This is a genomic window from Mesorhizobium sp. CA10, from assembly GCF_020165285.1.
Lineage (GTDB): Bacteria > Pseudomonadota > Alphaproteobacteria > Rhizobiales > Rhizobiaceae > Mesorhizobium.
Window position 1 is genome coordinate 372,931 of record NZ_JAIUHV010000002.1, and the last position, 19,778, is coordinate 392,708.

Below are 19,778 nucleotides of genomic sequence, written 5' to 3' on the forward strand. Positions count from 1 at the left end.
GCCTTTCTTTTTGATGCCTGCCATGACGCTCAGTGATCCATCGCCTTGACGATTTCCTCGGTCATCTTCTTGGCGTCGCCGAGCAGCATCATGGTGCCGTCCTTGTAGAACAGCGTGTTGTCGATGCCGGCATAGCCGGAACCGAGCGAGCGCTTGACGAAGAGGCAGGTGCGGGCCTTGTCGACGTCGAGGATCGGCATGCCGTAGATCGGCGAGGACTTGTCGTCGCGCGCAGACGGGTTGGTGACGTCATTGGCGCCGATGACATAGGCGACGTCGGCCTGCGCGAATTCCGAGTTGATGTCCTCCAGCTCGAACACTTCGTCATAAGGCACGTTGGCCTCGGCCAGGAGCACGTTCATGTGGCCGGGCATGCGGCCGGCGACCGGGTGGATGGCGTATTTGACCTCGACGCCATTGGCCTTGAGCTTGTCGGCCATCTCGCGCAGCGCGTGCTGCGCCTGGGCGACCGCCATGCCGTAGCCCGGCACGATGATGACCTTCTGCGCGTTCATCATCAGATAGGCCGCGTCGTCGGCCGAGCCCTGCTTGACGGTGCGCTCGATGCCGTCGCTGGCCACAGCAGCGGTCTCGCCGCCAAAGCCGCCGAGGATGACCGAGATGAAGCTCCGGTTCATGCCCTTGCACATGATGTAGGACAGGATCGCGCCCGACGAGCCGACCAGCGCGCCGGTGATGATCAGCGCCAGGTTGCCGAGGGTGAACCCGAGTGCCGCCGCCGCCCAGCCGGAATAGGAGTTCAGCATCGACACCACGACCGGCATATCGGCGCCGCCGATCGGGATGATCAAGAGCACGCCGAGCACCAGCGAGGCGGCGACGATCAGCCAGAAGACGAGCTTGGATTCGGTGGTCACGAGCAGCACGATCAGCACCACCAGCGCGATACCGAGCGCGATGTTGATGAGGTGACGGCCGCCGATCATGATCGGCTTGCCGGACATGCGTCCGTCGAGCTTCAGGAAGGCGATGACCGAGCCGGTGAAGGTGATGGCGCCGATGGCGACGCCCAGGCTCATTTCGACCAGCGCCTGGGCGTGGATGTCGCCCGCGGTGCCGATGCCGAAACTTTCCGGCGCGTAAATGGCGGCAGCCGCCACCATCACGGCGGCGAAGCCGACGAGGCTGTGGAAGGCGGCGACCAGCTGCGGCATCGAGGTCATGGCGATGCGACGCGCGGTGACCGCGCCGATGCCGCCGCCAATGGCGAGACCGAGCACGATCAGGCCGAAGCGGCCGGCCGAAGGCAGCGCCAGCGCCAGCGTTGTGGCGATGGCGATGCCCATGCCGATCATGCCGTAAAGATTGCCCTGCCGACTGGTGGTCGGGTGCGACAGGCCGCGCAGCGCCAGGATGAACAGGATGCCGGAGACAAGATAGAGGAAGGAAGCGAAGTTGGCGTTCACGTCACTTTTCCTTCTTCTTGTACATGGCGAGCATGCGCTGGGTGACGAGAAAGCCGCCGAAGATGTTGACCGAGACCAGCACCAGCGCGACGAAGCCGAAGCCCGCCGCAAGGCCGGAAGCGGCAATGCCGACGGCGAGCAGCGCGCCGACGACGATGACCGAGGAAATGGCGTTGGTGACGGCCATCAGCGGCGTGTGCAGCGCCGGCGTCACCGACCAGACGACATAATAGCCGACGAAGATCGCCAGCACGAAGATGGCGAAGCGGAAGACGAAGGGATCGATGGCGCCACCCGAAAGCGCGTGCGCGGCATTACCGGCAGCCTCGCCTGCGGGCGCGTTGGCAAGGTCCTGCACGGCAAGGCGGACGGCGGCGGTCGCCTGATCGAGCTGATCGAGAGCTTTCTGCAGCTGTTCCATCACGCGGTCCCTTTCGACTTAGACGAGGGCGACTTGGCTGCGGCGGGTTTCTTCGCCGCGATCTTCTTCGCAGCAGGCTTGTCGAAGGCGTCAGCTACGATGGTCGTCGCGGGAATGGCAGCCGGCTCGGTGCGCGGCTCTTCCGCCGCCTTGGCGAAGGCAGGATGCACGACTTTGCCGCCATCGGTCAGCATCGTGGCCTTGACCAACTCGTCGTCGCGCTTGATCGAAAACTGTTTCGTCGCCTTGTCGACCATCGTCTCGAGGAAGGCGTAGAGATTCTTGGCGTAGAGCAGCGAGGCGGATGCAGCAACACGACCGGGCACGTTGAGATGGCCGACGATCTTGACGCCGTTTTCTGTCGTCACGACTTTGCCGGGCACCGCGCCTTCGACATTGCCACCGCGCTCGACCGCCAGGTCGACGATCACCGAGCCCGGCTTCATCGAGGCGACCATGGCAGCCGAGATGAGCTTCGGCGCCGGACGGCCAGGGATCAGCGCGGTGGTGATGACGATGTCCTGCTTGGCGATGTGCTCGGCAGTCAGCGCCGCCTGCTTGGCCTGGTATTCCTTCGACATTTCCTTGGCGTAGCCGCCGGCCGTCTCGGCCGCCTTGAACTCCTCGTCCTCGACCGCCAGGAATTTGGCGCCGAGCGATTGCACCTGCTCCTTCACCGCCGGACGCACGTCTGTAGCGGTGACGATGGCGCCTAGCCGCCGCGCGGTGGCGATGGCCTGTAGGCCGGCGACGCCGACGCCCATGACGAAAGCTTTCGCCGCCGGCACTGTGCCTGCCGCCGTCATCATCATCGGCAGCGCGCGGTCATATTCGGCGGCCGCGTCGATCACCGCCTGGTAGCCGGCGAGATTGGCCTGCGAGGAAAGCACATCCATCGACTGGGCGCGGGTGATGCGCGGCATGAATTCCATCGAAAAGGCGGTGATGCCGGCCTTGGCCATCGCGGCGACAGCGGCATCGTTGCCGTAAGGATCCATGATGGCGATGACGGCGGCGCCCGGCTTGTAGCCCTTGAGCTCGCCATCCGTCGGCCGGCGCACTTTCAGCACCACATCGGCCTTTTTGGCGTCGGCCGCCGTTCCGATCGCGCCGCCGGCAGCAGTGAAATCCTGGTCGGGAATGCGTGAGCCGAGGCCGGCACCCTTCTCGACGATCACGTCGAAGCCGAGACCCGCCAGGCGCTTGACCGTCTCCGGCGAGGCCGCGACGCGCGGCTCGTTCGGGTCAATCTCGCGAGGGATGAATACGATTTGTCCCACCGGATGATCCTTTCGGCTGGAACCTTGACTGCGCAAGGCGTCGGCCGGACGTCCGGCGACGTCGAGGGCAATGGGCTTGGGAAGTCTACCGCAGAATGAGAGTGCCGACGGCCATGATCAGGATGAACAGGATGGTCGCCGAGAAGAAGCCGCCGACGAAGAAACCGAAGGCCATTGCAATAAGGACGGCGGCACAGAACAGCGAGCCGTATTTGGCAAGACCGAGGAAGCCTTTGTAGGTACGGTCGTGCTCGGCATAGTCCATCTGCGCGCCCAGCTCGACAGGACCGGTCGGCGTGTGATCAGCCATGGAAGTACCCCTTCGAAAATGCCTTCGAGGCACATAGCGAAAAGCCGAACCAAGAGCAATGGCGCTATTGCCGCACAGTCCGCGACAACAGCCTCAAACGAAAGTTGAAATCGAATGCCGCGCGATGTCATGCGGCCGGCGCGGGATTTCAGCCCGCGAGGTGGGGGAAAAGGCCGAGCAGGCCGACAACGATCAGGTAAAGCGCGACGATGTAGTTGAGGAGCCGAGGCATCACCAGGATCAGCACGCCGGCGATCAGCGAGATCAGCGGCGTCAGCGCGAGCGAGTGGATGGTCATGCGGGATCCTTTCTTATGACAGGCGCGATCGCCTGGGCAGACCGGGCTGCGGAGCTTGTATCGACGCAATTCCGAACGGAAAACCGCTCACACTTTCCTGGAATTGCTCTGACAACGTCGCCGCCGGCGAAAGGTTCATGGCCTGCATTCAGGCCGCGGCGCGGTAATATTTCGCCGTCGGCAGAATGGTGAGGGGCGTCAGCCGGTTGATGGCCGGATTGCCGAACATCATCCGCTGCTCCATCGGCGTCGATCTGAAGAACGGCAATCGTTTGAGCGTCAGGCGCATGTTTTCGCCGGCCGGGATTTCGAACAGTGCGAGCGGGGGAAGAACGCCCGGAAATACTTTAGCCTCTGTCCTCTGCACGGCCTGAAAGTAACGAACGTAAAAAGCGGAATGCTCCATCTTGACCGGCGTCAGTACCGAGTCCTGGCCAAAATAACAGGAGGCGACCATGGCAATCCTGAGTGTCAGGAAAGGTATCACTCCGGGCGACGGTGCGCTGGCAGGATCGGCTGCGAACCGGGTTCCATCGATGAAGGTTTCTCCGCGCGCAAGCCGCTCCTTCAATATTTCCGGATAGGCATCGACGGAGGGCGAGAACGGACACTCGCTGGTAATATAATGGAAACGCAGTGTGCTGACCAATTGGCCATAGCAATAGACACCGAACCGGTAGGCGTTGGGCAGATTATCCCAGCGATCCTCGAACATACCGCTCGCGATCGGACCACACATACCTGAGCGCCGATAGGAATTGTAGCGGAGCCGGTATATCGCCTCCTGATCTTCACCCCCGGTGATGAGACGATATTCGACATGATCCAGCAGTTGCATCATGGATCGGTTGAGCGCCGAGTCGATTCTAGCGCTGGCGTCGACCGACGCGCTCTTTCTAGCAACAACCATAGTCTGTCCTCGAATTCCGCTTATAAATAAGCTATTCGAGTTGAAATGAGACACAAGCTGAAAATTCGATATCGCTGATTTACCGGTTGTTAACCTTAACGGCCGCGAATCGTTCGGCGATCTCATGCAAAAAATGCAGGATCGTGCAGCCGGGTTGTCTGATCCGAACTGGCGGCGATCACCGCGGTGATTCTGAAATCAGGTGTTGCGCGCACCAGTACGTGGCGGATTTAGACAGCGCCCGAGCTGTCATCCTTTCATTGGGTGAACATTCGATCTGCTTTTTGAACGCAATTCCAGGTGAGACACACTCCGCACCTTTCCTGGAATAGCGTTCAGCTGGCTGTCCGTTTGCCGGCGATATACAGATCCGCGGCAAACGGCCACGTGACACTCGACATCGTCTCGATGCCCGACGCGCTGAGCGCGGCGCCGAAGAGGAAGCCTTGCACGAAGTCCGGCTTGACCAGATGGACCAGCGTCTTCAGCTGCTCGAAGGTTTCGACCCCTTCGATGGTGACAGAAAGACCCAGCGTCCGGGACAGGCCGACGATGCCCTTCAGAAGATCGAGCGACTGCCGGTTCTGGTTCAAATCGATCAGGAAGGAGCGATCGATCTTGATCTTGTCGAGCGGCAGCTTGTGCAAATAGCTGAGGCTGGAATAGCCGGTGCCGAAATCGTCGAGCGCAATGCGGACGCCAAGCGTCTTCATCTCTTCGATCAGCTCGCGCGTCAGCGATTTGTCGTCGAGCAAGGCTGTCTCGGTGACCTCGATTTCGAGCCGGTGCGGCGCAAGGCCTGACGCCGCCAGCGCGTCACGAACCTTCTGCACGACGTCGCGGTTGCGGAAATCCTTGGCTGAAAGGTTGACCGATACGCTGGTCTGCGTCGGCCATTTGGCGCATTCGGCGCAGGCCGCCTGCAACACGAAAGTACTGATGTCGGCAATGATGCCCATCTCCTCGGCGAGCGGGATGAAGACGCTGGGCGAGATCGGGCCGAGATCGGGATGGTCCCAGCGGCAGAGCGCCTCGCAACTGGCGATGCGCATGGTGCTGATGGCCACGATCGGCTGGTAGACGACGCGCAACTCCCTGGCCTGTACGGCATTGCGCAGGTCGGCCTTCATCAGCTGGCGACTGCGGAACGCGGCATCCATTGATGCCTCGAACAGCCGCCAGCTGTTCTTGCCGAGCTCCTTGGCCTTGTAGAGGGCAAGGTCGGCCTTGACGATCATGGCGTCGACATCGGTGTCTGCGACCCTGGACAACACGGCGCCGCCGCTGGCCTGGATGCGTAGGCTGTGACCGGCGACATCCACCTCCCCCTGCAGGTTGACGAAGATCTCGTCGAGCAAATCGTTGAGATGGCTCTCGTCCTCGATGCGGTCGAAGAAGACCATGAACTCGTCGCCGCCGAAACGGCTGACATTGATGCCTGGCCCGGCGACCGCAGCCAGCCGCTCGGCCAAGGCATAGATCAGCCCATCGCCGACCGGATGGCCGAGTGTGTCGTTGACGCTCTTGAAATCGTCGAGGTCGAGCACGGCGAGGCCGCAGAGCCGGTCGCGGTCGCCGGACGCCATGGCTTCGCCGACCAGTTCGTTGAAATAGGCGCGGTTCGGCAGCCCCGTCAAATTGTCGTAGCGCGCCATGAAGCGGATCTTTTCTTCCGCCTCGACGCGGGCCGTCACGTCCTCGAAGGTGATGACGCCCAATTCCTGGCTGCCTTCGCGCGCGGAAAATTCATAGTGCTGGCCATTGGCAAGCGAAACCAGCACCTTGCGGTCGCGGCCTTCGCGCAAGGCGCGCGTCAGCTGCGCCTCGATGTAGCGGCAGTCCTTTGGCGCCAGCATGCCGCCGGCAACGCCGCGCATCAGCAGGCCGTGGATCGAGCGCCCGAGCAGCGCCTCGGACGATTTCAGCGACATCAGATGGGCAGCTTCGGCATTGGCGACCGCGACGCGCCCGTCCGGGCCCAGCATGACCAGGCCGTGCGACATGGTGTTGAGCGCGCGGTCGAACCGGCGCGTCAGGTTCCTCGCCTGCTTGTGGCCAATGACCGCGGAGAAGAGCACGTTGCGGACATGGTCAGCGCTGCTGATCGTGACGAACGTCAGCGGGATGATCATCAAGCCGAGGACGACAGAAGCCATATCCATGCGCAGGATGAGCGCAAGAGCCGCCGGCCCGACGAGGGTCAAGGAGAAAATCTGGACCATGCGCATGGACCCGTAGCTTCGCCCGACAACCGTTACCAGGGTCGTCAACGACAACGACACCGACGCCAGTTCACCAAACTGGTCAGGACGCAGGTAGATCGACACGAAGCAGAATGACCCCAATGCGAGGCCCTGGGCGCTGCCTTTGATAATGTAGTTGCGCTCTATCGCTTCTGCCTCCGCGACACTTGCTATGGTGCCGCCCGCTCTATGGAAGCCTTGGATGCTGAAGTACCGCCAGAGGCTGGCCGATAGCAGAACGAAAGCCAACGCCAGATAAAGCAGATCCTGCGTGCGCAGGTAGACCATGAAACCGACAATCCAGTAGCATACGCCGCCGATCGCCACCATGCCGGCGTTGTCGAACAATGCCCGCACGAACTGGATATAGACGTCCGCCGGGATGCTCTCGGTCTTCGCTCTGCCCATACACTCGGCCCAACACTACGCCTTGTCATGCCACACCCCGCCTTAAGAAAGGCTTAGAACGGCGCGCGGCGACGGTTGCAGAGGGTTGCTGTGAGCAGGACGGATAAGGGATTCGGGATTTTGGCGCGGCGTCCAACGCGCCGGCGCGATCATTCCGCCGCACGAAGCGAAGGCTCCGCCGGGGCTTGCTTCAAACGCTCGATCAAACGCGAGCGCTCGCCCGCCGCCTTGTCGGCGCTGGCCTGCCGGACATGACCGTAGCCGCGGATAAGCGCCGGCACGGAGGCCAGGGCCGTCGCGGCTTCCACCCTGCCCGGCGCCAGCGCGTCGGCGATCAGGTCGAGATCGGCCTCGTATGCTCTCAGCGACTGCCGCTCGGTGCGCCGCTCGGCCGTGTAGCCGAAAAGGTCGAAGGCGGTTCCGCGCAGGCCCTTCATCGCCGCCAGCAGCCGAAAGCCCTTCATCATCCACGGGCCGAAGCTCGATTTGCGGGGCTTGCCGTCATTGCCGCGCCGCCCGAGGATCGGCGGCGCGAGATGGAACTCGAGCTTGTCGTAGCTCTGGAACTGCTTGGCGAGGTCGGCGGCGAAAGTGCCGTCGGTGTAGAGCCGCGCCACCTCATACTCGTCCTTGATCGACATCAGCTTGAAGAGGTTCCTGGCGACGGCCTCGGTCACTGCGGTCGAGCCGGGCGCGGCCTTGGCTTCGGCGGCGCGCAACGTCGCCACGCGGTCGGCGTAACGCCTGGCATAGGCGGCGTTCTGATAGGCGGTAAGGAAGGCGACACGGCGGGCGATGACATCGTCCAGCGTCTCGGCCGGTCGGGAAGCCGGCTTGCCCGTCTGGCCGACCAGGCCGCGCACGAAATCGGGCTGATGCGCGGCGCGGCGGCCCCAGCGGAAGGCCGCGATGTTCATCGGCACAGCCTCGCCGTTCAATTCTATCGCCTTTTCAACGGCTTCGGCGGAAAGCGGCAGTCCGCCATGCTGGAAGGCGAAGCCGAGCATGAACATGTTGGCGCCCAGCGAATTGCCGAACAAAGCCGTCGCCGTGCGGGTGGCGTCGAAGAAATGCGCCTTGTCGTCGCCGGCCGCCGCCCGGATCGCCTTCTTCAGCCGCTCGATCGGCAGCGAGAAGTCGGCGGACCGGGTGAATTCGCCGGGCATGATCTCGGCGGTGTTGGCGAGGAAGATCGTGTGGCCCTCGCGCACCGCGCCCAGCACCTTCTTGGCGCCGGAGACGACGAGATCGCAGCCCAGCACAAGGTCGGCCTTGCCGGCCGAAACGCGGATGGCATGGATGTCCTCGGGCGTCGGGGCGATGCGGACATGGGTGAAGACCGAGCCGCCCTTCTGGGCGAGGCCGGCCATGTCGATCATGCCGCAGCCCTTGCCTTCGAGATGCGCGGCCATGCCGAGCACCGCGCCGACGGTGACGACGCCGGTGCCGCCGACCCCGTCGATGATCGCCGCCCAGCCCTGGGTGCCCATGCGGAATTCGGCTGGCGCGGGCACGCCGTCGAGAGGATCGGCCTTGCCGGCAATGCCCTCGGCCTTCCTGATCTTGCCGCCATGCACGGTGACGAAGGATGGGCAGAAGCCGTTGAGGCAGGAGAAGTCCTTGTTGCAGCTCGACTGGTCAATCCGGCGCTTGCGGCCGAATTCGGTCTCGACCGGCTGGATCGAGACGCAGTTCGACTGGACGCCGCAATCGCCGCAGCCTTCGCAGACCAGTTCGTTGATGAAGACGCGCTTGTCCGGATCGGGGAAGGTGCCGCGCTTGCGGCGCCGGCGTTTCTCGGCGGCGCAGGTCTGGTCGTAGATGAGAACGGAAACGCCTTTGAGCCCACGCAACTCGCGCTGGACGAGATCGAGGTCGTCACGATGATGGATGCTGATGCCGGCCGGGAAATCGGCCTTGCCGGCATATTTGTCGGGCTCGTCGGTGACGACGGCGATGCGCTCGACGCCCTCGGCGCGCACTTGTCTGGCGATCATGTCGACGGTCAGGCCGCCCTCATGCGGCTGGCCTCCGGTCATGGCGACGGCGTCGTTGTAGAGTATCTTGTAAGTGATGCTGGCGCCGGAGGACAGCGCGAAGCGGATCGCCAGCACGCCGGAATGGTTATAGGTGCCGTCGCCGAGATTCTGGAAGATGTGGTCGCGCTTCGAGAACGGCGCCTGTCCGACCCATTGCGCGCCCTCGCCGCCCATGGCGGTGAAGCCGACCGTATTCCTGTCCATCCACAGCGCCATGAAATGGCAGCCGATGCCGGCGGCGGCGATCGAGCCGTCCGGAACCTTGGTTGACGAATTGTGCGGGCAGCCGGAGCAGAAGAAAGGCGTGCGCGAGCCGATATCGACAGTGTCGGCGAGCATTGCCTGGAACTGGCGCAGCTTCGCCAGCCGCGCGGCGATTTCTTCCGACGGGCCGATGGTGCGCAGAATCCGTTCGCCGAGCGCGATGGCGATCTCGTTCGGATCGAGCGCGCCCTTGGCCGGAAACAGCCAGTCGCCGCGCTCGTCCTTCTTGCCGACGATCACCGGCTGCGTGGCGGTGCCGTAGAGGTTCTCGCGCAACTGAACCTCGATCAGAGAGCGCTTTTCCTCGACAACGACGATGGTGTCGAGGCCGCGCGCGAACTCGGCGATGTGCTGGAAGTCGAGCGGCCACGGGCAGCCGACCTTGAACAGGCGGATGCCGATGCGGTTGGCGGCCGTCTCGTCGATGCCGATATCCTCCAGCGCCTGGCGGACATCGAGATAGCTCTTGCCGATGGTGATGACGCCGAGCTTGGGGTTGCGGCCGCCGGAGTAGACAATGCGGTTGAGACTATTGGCCTGGATGAAGGCGGAAGCGGCGGCGCGCTTGTACTCGTGCAGCCGCTCTTCCTGGCCGAGCATGTCGATCTCGTGGCGGATGTTGAGGCCGCCCGGCGGCATGTCGAATTCGGGAATGACGATGCCCAGACGCTCGATCGAGGCGTCGACCGAGGCGGTCGATTCGATGTTGTCCTTGACGCATTTGATCGCCGCCCAGGTGCCGGCGAAGCGCGACATTGCAAAGCCGTAGAGACCGTAGTCGATGATCTCCTGGACGCCTGCCGGGTTGAGGATCGGCACCATGGTGTCGACGAATAGGAATTCGGTGGCATGCGCATTCGTCGAGGATTCGGCCATGTGGTCGTCGCCCATCAGGGCAAGCACGCCGCCGTGCTTGGACGAGCCGGCAAGATTGGCGTGGCGGAAGACGTCGCCGGAACGGTCGACGCCCGGCCCCTTGCCGTACCAGACCGAAAAGACGCCGTCATGCGTGCCCTCGCCCAGCAATTCGGTCTGCTGAGAACCCCAGCAGGCGGTGGCGGCGAGTTCCTCGTTGAGGCCGGGCTGGAAGACGATGTCGGCAGCCGCAAGCTGCTTCTTGGCCCGCCATAGCTGCATGTCGAGGCCGCCCAAAGGCGAGCCGCGATAGCCGGAGACGAAGCCCGCCGTGTTGAGGCCCGCGCGGCGGTCGCGCTCGCGCTGCATCAGAAGCATGCGCACGACCGCCTGCGCGCCGGACAGGAAGACGCGCTCCTTGCCAAGGTCGAACTTGTCGTCGAGCGCGACATGGTGCAGCGTCATCAGGTATTTCCTCTGCGGAGGCGGCGCAAATCAGGCAGCCAACGTCGGAGTGGGACGCCGCAGTCTTTCTTCCCTTGGCGGAGAGGTCAAACAAAATCGCAGCAGCCAGATAACACGCAACAAACGGTCTGGCGAGTGGCCGACGGCGCATGCAAGACCGCGCCAACCGCTTCCCGAGGAACAAAAATTTCGTGAGCGCTGGGCGTTTCAGGTCGCTTTCGAGCAATCCGGCTTCTGCGCATCGGGCAGCCTGCCGTCAGGATGGCCGGCAAGGTCCGGGTTGAGCTCGTATTTCGGGCCGATCACCAGGGGGCGGTCCGGCAGCATCGTCTGGTCCTCCGACGAGGTCATGGTGGTGTCGATGCTTTGCAGCAATGTGCCGCTGGCATCCTGGATGCGGATCGAGACTTTGTAAGGCTTGTCCTTGACCACGCAGGAGAGCGGCGGACTGGTGAGCGTGATATGGGGCAGCTTCGGCCAGATCTTCTGGTTGACGACGAGCGGCTCGCCGCCGGCCGGGTTCTGGAAGCTCACCACCGCGACCTGGCCGTCGACCATCGGCCGCAGCGGCTTCAGGGTGATAACATAGGTGGCGATGGCGAGCCGGTAATTGAACTCGAACAGCTTGCCGGAGATGGCGAAGAGTTGCTCCTTGCCGGTGTCGCGGCAGGCGCCAAGCGCGAATGCAGCGATCAAGGCGGCGCCGACCAGAGCCGAACGCGACAATTTCCTAAGCATTGCTGACCTCCCTCGCCGCTGTGCGGCGGCGGTAATAGCGGTTTGCCTTCTGGCGGTTGCCGCAAACCGCCATGTCGCACCAGAGGCGGCTGGCGTTGCGGCTGCGGTCGACGAACAGCCAGCTGCAATTGGGACAGATCCTCAGCCTCGCCACCGTTTCGTCGCGCAGCAGCGACAGCGCCGAGACGGCCAAAGCCGCCTCGAAGGCAATCGGCGTTTGCGGATCGCCGAAAGGCTGGCCCGGCACCCCGATCTCGGTCGCGCTGCCGGACAGTCCGCCGGCGCAGGCCGTGAGGAAATCCGGCAAATGGCTGGTCGCGATCGCGCCGTTCGATACGGCATGACGAAACAGGCGGTCGGTCGCTTCGCGAATCGAGACGACGGCTGGCTTTATCTCGCCCGGCTCCGGCGCCTGCAGCCTTCGGCCGCCGAGCTCGGCTGCGCGAAAGCCGCTCGCCGCCTCGGCGAAGCGGGCGATCTCGGCCGGATCGTCAAAACGGTCAAAGGACTTTTGCGGATCGTTGCGCAGCACGACGGTGTTCGCCGTGTCGAGCGCAAGGATGCCGCCGGTGAAGCGGTGCGGGGTCCAGGAAACCGTCATGACAGAAATCTAACCGATAAAACGCATTTGACAAGTTAGATTCCGGGTGCAACGGTCCGGCGGGGTCGCGTCATACGACCTGTAGGATATCGCATGCTCTATTTCTTCCAGCAGGTGCTGAACGGGCTGCATTCGGGCGCGCTCTATGCGCTGCTCGCCTTCGGCTATGTGCTGACCAACGGCATCCTGCATCGCACCAACCTGGCTTACGGCGCGCTGTTCGCCTTCTGCGGCCAGACGATGATCCTGACCGCCGCCTTCGGCTATCAGGCGCTGTGGCTGACGCTGGCCGCCGCGGTAATGCTCGGCGTCGCCGCCGCCGTGCTTTATGCCGCGCTGATCAGCCATGTCCTGTCGCGCAGCGTTTTCGAGAGGCTCGCCGACCGCTCGCCCAACGCCATCGTGGTGACGACGCTCGGCATTCTCATCTTCCTGTCAGAAGCGAGCCGCATCGCCGCCGACACGCATGACCTGTGGCTGCCGCCGATGCTCGCCAACCCCGTCATCTTTGCCCAGGGTGAGGGCTTCAAGGTGACGCTAACCGTCATCCAGTTGCTCGATTGCGCTTGTATCATCGCGGTGGTGGCGCTGGCGGCCTGGCTGTTCTCGCATTCGCATTTCGGCCGCGCCTGGCGCGCCGTCTCCGACGATCCGAAAGCGGCGGCGATGTGCGGCATCGACGTCACTGCCGTGTTCCGCCGCGCCGTGCTGTTCAGCGGCTTTTGCGCCGCCCTGGCCGGCGTGCTTGCCGGGCTCTATTACGGCAATGTCTCCTTCGGCACCGGGCTGGTCTACGGCCTCAAGATCCTGTTCGTGACGGCGGTCGGCGGTTATCTGTCGCCGCTCAAGGCGGCGCTTGGCGCCGCGGCCTTCGGTATGGCGGAATCGCTCTGGGCCGGCTATTTCCCGCTCGAATGGCGCGACGCCTGGATCTATCTCTTCCTCGTCGCCATGCTGGTGCTGATCGGCGCCGGGCGCGACCAGGCCAAGATCGCCTGAGCTCCCAGACTTTGGTTGCATGACGCCGCGTCATGCGGCGGCATTCCGCCTCTGCGCGGCTTGCCGATCTGTTTGCCTCGCTTTGTCATGTTGACCTGCCGGACCACGCACTGCATATCGTTGGGCCAAGCGGCGCGACACCGGAGGGGGAATCGGGCGCGCTGCCGGTACCAGGGAGGACTATGCATGGCAGGGCTGCTCGCTCTATCCAGGACGATCGACCGCATCAACGAGTTCATCGGCCGCTGGGTGTCGTGGCTGATCCTGCTCGCGATCCTGGTGAGCGCCGGCAATGCCGTCATCCGCAAGGTGTTCGACATCTCCTCCAACGCCTGGCTGGAGCTGCAGTGGTACCTGTTCGGCGCCGCCTTCATGCTGGCCGCCGCCTACACGCTGAAACAGAACGACCATATCCGCATCGACATCGTCTACGGCATGTTCTCGCGCCGTGTGCAGCACTGGATCGACCTCTTCGGCCATCTGTTTTTCCTGATGCCGTTCGTGGTGCTGATGGTGATCTATTTCGTGCCTTATGTGTCGCTTTCCTTCCGCAGCGGCGAGATGTCGACCAATGCCGGCGGCCTGATCGTGTGGCCGGCCAAGGCCATCCTGCTGGTCGGCTTCTTCCTGCTCGCGCTGCAAGGGGTTTCCGAGATCATCAAGAAGATCGCCATCATGCGCGGCGACATGGACGATCCCACTCCTTTCATCTCGGCCCATGAGCAGGCCGAGCTCGAGGCCAAGGCGCTGGCCGAGGAAGCCAAGGCGCTCGCGGGCGAGGTGCGCTCGTGATCGAATTCATCGCGCAGAACATGGCGCCGATCATGTTCGCCTCGCTGGTCATCTTCCTGTTGATCGGCTACCCCGTAGCCTTCTCGCTCGCCGCCAACGGGCTGATGTTCTTCTTCATCGGTGTCGTGCTGTCGCCCTATTCCGGCGGGTCGATCAACCTTGCCTGGCCGTTGCTGCACGCGCTTCCCGACAATTTCTACGGCACCAGGGTGATGTCGAACGACACGCTCTTGGCGATACCGTTCTTCACCTTCATGGGTATCGTGCTGGAGCGCTCCGGCATGGCCGAGGATCTGCTCGACACGATCGGGCAGCTGTTCGGGCCGATCCGCGGCGGGCTTGCCTATGCGGTGATCTTCGTCGGTGCGCTGCTTGCCGCGACGACCGGCGTGGTGGCCGCTTCGGTCATTGCCATGGGCCTGATCTCGCTGCCGATCATGTTACGCTACGGCTACGACCGGCGCGTGGCCTCGGGCGTCATCGCCGCCTCCGGCACGCTGGCGCAGATCATCCCGCCGTCGCTGGTGCTGATCGTGCTGGCCGACCAGCTGGGACGCTCGGTCGGCGACATGTATGCCGGCGCATTGATCCCCGGCCTCGTGCTCACCGGCATCTACATGCTCTACATCCTGATCATGTCGATCGTCCGGCCGAACTCGATGCCGGCGCTGCCGCTCGAGGCGCGTACGCTCGGCCACGGTGTGATATCTCTGCTGGTGGCAGTTGTAGTGACGGGCGCGATTTCCTACGCGGCCTATCGCTACCTTGCGCCGACCCACGGCGACAATGCCGACATCCTCGGCTTCGCCGTCGGCGTCATCATCATTTATGTCGTGGCCATCCTCGATCAGCGGCTCCGTATCAACATGATGTCGAAGCTGGCGCAGCAGGTGGTGATCGTGCTGATCCCGCCGCTGGCGCTTATCTTCTTGGTTCTGGGCACCATCTTCCTCGGCATCGCCACGCCGACGGAAGGCGGCGCCATGGGCGCCGTCGGCGCGCTCATCATGGCGGCAATGAAGGGCCGCCTGACGATGGACGTCATCAACCAGGCGCTGGCGTCGACGACCCGCCTTTCCGCCTTCGTGCTGTTCATCCTGATCGGCGCGCGCGTCTTTTCGCTGACCTTCTATGGCGTCAACGGCCATATCTGGGTCGAGCGCCTGTTGACCTCGCTGCCCGGCGGCGAGACCGGCTTCCTGATCGGCGTCAACATCCTGGTCTTCGTGCTTGCCTTCTTCCTCGATTTCTTCGAGCTCGCCTTTATCATCGTGCCGCTGCTGGCGCCGGCGGCGGACAAGCTCGGCATCGACCTGATCTGGTTCGGCGTGCTGCTCGGCGTCAACATGCAAACCAGCTTCATGCACCCGCCCTTCGGCTTCGCGCTGTTCTACCTGCGCTCGGTCGCGGCCCGCGTGCCTTACCTCGACAGGATCACCGGCAAGCAGATCGCGCCGATCACCACCGGGCAGATCTATTGGGGCGCCGTGCCGTTCGTCCTGATCCAGGTGATCATGATCGGGCTGACCATCGCCTTCCCGCAGATGGTCATGCGCTACAAGGGCGCCGCGGTGGAGCCCAGCACCATCGACCTCAGGCTGCCCGACATGCCTTCGCTGTCGCCGCTCGGCACGCCGCCGGCGAACAACAATGGAGCTGCGCCGTCCAATGGCGGCGCTCCGGCGGCACCCGGCACGCCCGACCTGTCGCAGCCGCCGAGCTTCGGCGATGCGCCGGCCAAGCCGGCAGCGCCGGCGCCCGATCTCTCGCAGCCGCCCAAATTCAATTGAGGACACCATGAGAGCCGTGCGGCTGGAGGCGGTAGGTAAGATCGGGTTGCGCGAGGTCGCAAAACCCGTTCCCGGGCCTGAGGACGTTCTGGTGCGCATCGAGGCCTGCGGCGTCTGCGGCACCGACCGCCACCTCTTCCATGGCGAATTTCCCTGCACGCCGCCGGTGACGCTCGGCCATGAGTTCTCCGGCATCGTCGAAGCGGTCGGCGCGGCGGTGACGGGCATTGCCGTCGGCGACCGCGTCACTGGCGATCCGAACATTGCCTGCGGGCGCTGCGCCCACTGCCACGCCGGCCGCGTCAATCTCTGCAGCAATCTGCGCGCCATCGGCATCCACCGCGACGGCGGCTTCGCCGATTACGTGCTGATGCCGCAAAGCCAAGCCTTCCGACTGCCCGCCAACCTCAAGCCGACGCATGGCGCTTTCTGCGAGCCGCTCGCCTGCTGCCTGCACGGCGTCGACTTGGCCGCGATCCGGCCGGGCGCATCGGTCGCGGTGCTGGGCGGCGGCGTCATCGGCCTGCTCGTCGTGCAGCTGGCCAAGCTCGCGGGCGCGGCGACCATCATTCTGTCGACCCGGCAGGCTTCGCGTCGCGCGCTCGCCGAGGAACTCGGCGCGACCGCGACGATTGACCCAAGCGCCGGCGACCCGATCGCGGCCGTCGCCGGGCCGAATGGCCTGGCGCCCGGCGGCGTCGACGTGGTGCTGGAATGCGCCGGCGTCCGCGACACGGTGGAGCAGTCGATGCGCATGGCAAAGGCGGGCGGCACGGTGGTGATCGTCGGCGTGGTGCCGCAAGGCATGAAGGTGGAGATCGAGCCGTTCGATCTTCTGTTTCGCGAACTGAAGGTGCTCGGCTCCTTCCTCAACCCGTTCACGCATGGCCGGGCGGCCCAGCTGATCGCCTCCGGCGCGATCGAGATCGACCGGCTGATCTCGAAGCAGGTCAGCCTCGAAGAGGCACCGGACGTGATCGCCAATCCGCCGGCGCCGGGCGAGGTCAAGGTGCTGGTGGTGCCGGGCCGAGGCTGATGGCGCAGTTTTCCATCTTGCAACGTTGGCGATTGGCGAAACCGCCGATAAGGGCGCCCCTCTCCCCGTCCCTATACGGGGAGAGGATGCCGGCAGGCAGGTGAGGGGCGGCGCCGACGTCGGATGGGTAAGGGTTAGACCCAGATCACGGCTCTAGGCTTTTCAATCGCCGAGGTTGGCGCTGCCCCTCATCCCCCTGCCGGGACCTTCTCCCCGTATAGTGACGGGGAGAAGGGGCTAATCTTCCTACAGCTTGCCGTTGCGCTGCTGCACCATCATGAAGGTGTCGTAATTGTATTCGGCCACCTGGGCCCAGAGATAGTGCTCCTTGCGGAAAGCCTTGATCGATTCCCAGATTTTCTTGAACGGCGCGTTGTTGGATTCCATCTCGGCGTAGACCTCATTGGCCTTCTCGAAGCAGGCGGCCATGATCTCCTGGCTGAACGGCGCCAGCTTGGCGCCGTTCGACACCAGCCGCTTCACCGCCGCCGGATTGAGATAGTCGTACTTCTGCAGCATGTTGGCGTCCGCCGCTTGCGCGGCGGTATGCACCAGCGACTTGTAGGCCGGCGAAAGCTCTTCGTATTTGGCCTTGTTGAACATCAGATGCACGGTCGGGCCGCCTTCCCACCAGCCGGGATAGTAGTAGTAGGGCGCGACCTTATAGAAGCCGAGCTTCTCGTCGTCATAGGGGCCGACCCATTCGGCGGCGTCGATGGTGCCCTTCTCCAGCGCCGGATAGATGTCGCCGCCGGCGATCTGCTGCGGCACGACGCCGAGCTTCTGCACAACTTTGCCGGCAAAGCCGCCGATGCGCATCTTGAGGCCCGAGAGATCGGCCACCGTGTTGATCTGCTTGCGGAACCAGCCGCCCATCTGAACGCCGGTATTGCCGCCCGGCAGGCCGAACAGCCCTTGCGTGGCGAGGAACTCGTTGAACAGGTCGATGCCGCCGCCATGATAGTGCCAGGCATTCATACCGCGCGCGTTGAGCGAGAAGGGCACTGCGGCACCGAGCGCCCAGGTCGGGTCCTTGCCCCAGTAATAGTATGCGACCGTATGGCAGGCCTCGACCGTGCCGGCCGTGGTGGCGTCCGCAGCCTGCAGGCCGGGCACGAGCTCACCGGAGGCGAAGACCTGGACCTGGAAATTGCCGTCGGTCGCCTCCGACAGCATTTTTGAGAAGACTTCGGCGCCGCCATAGATCGTGTCGAGCGATTTCGGGAAAGACGATGCGAGCCGCCAGGTCACCTTGGGATTGGACTGGGCAATGGCCGGCGTGGCAAGTGCCGCCGCGGCTGCCGCGGCACCCACGCCGGACGCACCGGCCTTGCGAATGAAAGAACGACGATCCATTAAGTTTCCTCCCTTGCGGATCAGATGACCGACGTCAGGGCATCCTCGTTGCCCGGATCGGTTGGGGAAGAAACATACACAGGCAAAGAGTCGAGTCCAGTGTTGCGGGCAAGGGTTGCCGACATTCCGGCGCCGCGTGCAACTATAGTCTAACGAGCCTGCCGCTGGCCCATGCAAGGCAGCGAAACTTGCCATGGCAAACTGCCCTCAGATCGCCTATTTTGTAGGCAGATTAACTCCTTAGCCCTCGAAGGAATCCAAACCCAAAATGCAGCAACCGCTCGTCGCAGTCTCGTCCGACGTCCGCCAGTTCGACAACTACACTTGGCACGCGGCACCCCAGCAGTATCTGGAAGCGGCGGTCGCCGGCGCCGGCGTGTTCCCGCTGCTGGTGCCGTCCTTCGGCGACCGGCTCGATTTCGACGAGCTGCTGTCGTCGGTCGACGGCGTCATGGTGACGGGCTCAAAGTCCAACGTGCATCCCTCGCTCTATGGCGGCGATCCCAGCGAGGCCAACGGCCCCTACGATCCGGCGCGCGACGCAACCACGCTGCCGCTGATCCGCAAGGCGATCGAGCGCGGCGTGCCGTTGCTTGCCATCTGCCGCGGAATCCAGGAGCTGAACGTCGCGCTCGGCGGCACGCTGGGCACCGAAATCCAGGAGCGCGATGGCTCGCTCGACCACCGCGCGCCGGTGAGCGACAATCAGGACGAGCGCTTCGGCATCCACCAGACGATCTCGATCAAGCCCGGAAGCTGCCTTGCCGGCGTGTTCGGCGCCGGCGAGATCAAGGTGAATTCGCTGCATCGCCAGGCGATCGACCTGCTGGGCTCCAGGCTCCAGGTCGAGGCTTTGGCCAGCGACGGCACGATCGAAGCAGTCTCCGTCAAGGATGCCCGCGCCTTCGCAGTCGGCGTGCAATGGCACCCCGAATACTGGGTGAAGTCGGACAGCAATTCCGCCAAGATCTTCAAGGCCTTCGGCGATGCCGTGCGCCTGCATGCGGCCGCGAAAACAGGTGCCCGCGCCGCGGCAGAGTAAGCCCGAACGGTTCCGCGGCGGCTATTCGCTCGTGCTCAGCGCCAGAAGCGGCGCGGCCGGCGCGTAGGATTCGTAGCCGTCGCCATCGGCAACGCCGAAGGTGACGATCGGATCGACCCCGTCCTCGCTGAAAGCGACCGAACCATCCGCCTGCTCGCGCCAGAATTTCGCGTGCTCGATGCCAGGCATCAGCTTGCGGCAGTTCGGGGCGACGGAAAGCAACGACAGGACCTCGGAGATTTCGGCGCCGCGGTGGATGGCGCAGGCCGCTTCATCGCCATTGGCGGTCAGCCGATAGGCGTTTGTCGGGATGAGTTCTGTGGCCTCGCTTTGGCCGTTGCCGCCATGCAGGAACTGAACGCCCCCGAACAACGCTACCGATGCTGCCAAGCCAACGAACAGCTTCACCCTGCCTCTCCGCACATAACCAAGTATGCAGAATGATTCCAAAGGGTTAAGTGGGCGTTAATAAATGTGGCGACGGGTGCGGATTGGAGCAATTTC

At 63.9% G+C, this 19,778-nt stretch carries 17 protein-coding genes; 5 read left to right on the forward strand and 12 right to left on the reverse strand.

Going from position 1 to position 19,778, the window contains the following annotated elements:
• Positions 1–29: 29 nt before the first annotated feature.
• The 10 genes from LB535_RS05255 to LB535_RS05300 form a co-directional block, all read right to left on the reverse strand.
• Positions 30–1,427 carry an NAD(P)(+) transhydrogenase (Re/Si-specific) subunit beta gene (locus tag LB535_RS05255; RefSeq protein ID WP_095769372.1) on the reverse strand — a complete coding sequence of 466 codons (1,398 nt, stop codon included), beginning with the start codon at positions 1,425–1,427 and terminating at the stop codon, positions 30–32.
• A gap of 1 nt (position 1,428) precedes the next feature.
• A complete protein-coding gene (locus LB535_RS05260) occupies positions 1,429–1,848 on the reverse strand; it encodes an NAD(P) transhydrogenase subunit alpha (RefSeq protein ID WP_140545871.1) in 420 nt (139 codons plus the stop codon).
• Positions 1,848–3,128: a Re/Si-specific NAD(P)(+) transhydrogenase subunit alpha gene (locus tag LB535_RS05265; protein ID WP_224631424.1), complete on the reverse strand. Its 1,281-nt coding sequence runs from the start codon at positions 3,126–3,128 to the stop codon at positions 1,848–1,850. Before LB535_RS05265 ends, LB535_RS05260 begins: the two co-directional genes overlap by 1 nt.
• Positions 3,129–3,213: 85 nt before the next feature.
• Positions 3,214–3,438 carry an aa3-type cytochrome c oxidase subunit IV gene (locus LB535_RS05270; protein ID WP_095769375.1) on the reverse strand — a complete coding sequence of 75 codons (225 nt, stop codon included), beginning with the start codon at positions 3,436–3,438 and terminating at the stop codon, positions 3,214–3,216.
• A gap of 148 nt (positions 3,439–3,586) precedes the next feature.
• Positions 3,587–3,736 carry a DUF3096 domain-containing protein gene (locus tag LB535_RS05275; RefSeq protein ID WP_023729728.1) on the reverse strand — a complete coding sequence of 50 codons (150 nt, stop codon included), beginning with the start codon at positions 3,734–3,736 and terminating at the stop codon, positions 3,587–3,589.
• A 148-nt stretch (positions 3,737–3,884) separates the two neighbouring features.
• Positions 3,885–4,577 (reverse strand): N-acyl amino acid synthase FeeM domain-containing protein, encoded by a 693-nt coding sequence (locus LB535_RS05280; RefSeq protein WP_224629017.1) that lies wholly within the window; start codon positions 4,575–4,577, stop codon positions 3,885–3,887.
• Positions 4,578–4,981: 404 nt separating this feature from the next.
• On the reverse strand, positions 4,982–7,297 hold the full coding sequence (locus tag LB535_RS05285; protein WP_224631425.1) for a putative bifunctional diguanylate cyclase/phosphodiesterase: 2,316 nt from the start codon (positions 7,295–7,297) through the stop codon (positions 4,982–4,984).
• A 149-nt stretch (positions 7,298–7,446) separates the two neighbouring features.
• Positions 7,447–10,920 carry an indolepyruvate ferredoxin oxidoreductase family protein gene (locus LB535_RS05290; protein WP_224631426.1) on the reverse strand — a complete coding sequence of 1,158 codons (3,474 nt, stop codon included), beginning with the start codon at positions 10,918–10,920 and terminating at the stop codon, positions 7,447–7,449.
• Positions 10,921–11,127: 207 nt separating this feature from the next.
• Entirely contained in the window at positions 11,128–11,658 is a 531-nt protein-coding gene (locus LB535_RS05295; protein ID WP_224631427.1) for a hypothetical protein, read from the reverse strand.
• Complete coding sequence (locus tag LB535_RS05300) at positions 11,651–12,259, reverse strand: CGNR zinc finger domain-containing protein (RefSeq protein WP_095769381.1); 609 nt, start codon at positions 12,257–12,259, stop codon at positions 11,651–11,653. Before LB535_RS05300 ends, LB535_RS05295 begins: the two co-directional genes overlap by 8 nt.
• 93 nt (positions 12,260–12,352) lie before the next feature.
• Here LB535_RS05300 and LB535_RS05305 point away from each other — a divergent pair, with 93 nt between their 5' ends.
• The 4 genes from LB535_RS05305 (at position 12,353) to LB535_RS05320 (ending at position 16,876) form a co-directional block, all read left to right on the forward strand.
• Positions 12,353–13,258 (forward strand): branched-chain amino acid ABC transporter permease, encoded by a 906-nt coding sequence (locus LB535_RS05305; RefSeq protein WP_140844787.1) that lies wholly within the window; start codon positions 12,353–12,355, stop codon positions 13,256–13,258.
• A 186-nt stretch (positions 13,259–13,444) separates the two neighbouring features.
• The gene (locus LB535_RS05310; protein ID WP_224631428.1) at positions 13,445–14,050 is read left to right on the forward strand and encodes a TRAP transporter small permease subunit; all 606 of its coding nucleotides are present in this window, start codon (positions 13,445–13,447) and stop codon (positions 14,048–14,050) included.
• Positions 14,050–15,840 (forward strand): TRAP transporter large permease subunit, encoded by a 1,791-nt coding sequence (locus LB535_RS05315; protein ID WP_224631673.1) that lies wholly within the window; start codon positions 14,050–14,052, stop codon positions 15,838–15,840. The genes LB535_RS05310 and LB535_RS05315 overlap by 1 nt, the downstream gene beginning before the upstream one ends.
• Before the next feature lie 7 nt (positions 15,841–15,847).
• The gene (locus tag LB535_RS05320) at positions 15,848–16,876 is read left to right on the forward strand and encodes a zinc-dependent alcohol dehydrogenase family protein (RefSeq protein ID WP_224631429.1); all 1,029 of its coding nucleotides are present in this window, start codon (positions 15,848–15,850) and stop codon (positions 16,874–16,876) included.
• A 246-nt stretch (positions 16,877–17,122) separates the two neighbouring features.
• Here LB535_RS05320 and LB535_RS05325 read toward each other — a convergent pair whose 3' ends face one another.
• Complete coding sequence (locus LB535_RS05325) at positions 17,123–18,232, reverse strand: TRAP transporter substrate-binding protein (protein WP_095769385.1); 1,110 nt, start codon at positions 18,230–18,232, stop codon at positions 17,123–17,125.
• 268 nt (positions 18,233–18,500) lie between these two features.
• On the opposite strand from LB535_RS05325, the gene LB535_RS05330 reads away from it, so the two are divergent.
• On the forward strand, positions 18,501–19,274 hold the full coding sequence (locus LB535_RS05330; protein WP_095769386.1) for a gamma-glutamyl-gamma-aminobutyrate hydrolase family protein: 774 nt from the start codon (positions 18,501–18,503) through the stop codon (positions 19,272–19,274).
• Positions 19,275–19,295: 21 nt separating this feature from the next.
• Here the strand turns inward: LB535_RS05330 and LB535_RS05335 are convergent, their stop codons facing one another.
• Entirely contained in the window at positions 19,296–19,682 is a 387-nt protein-coding gene (locus LB535_RS05335; RefSeq protein ID WP_224631430.1) for a hypothetical protein, read from the reverse strand.
• Between the last annotated feature and the right edge of the window lie 96 nt (positions 19,683–19,778).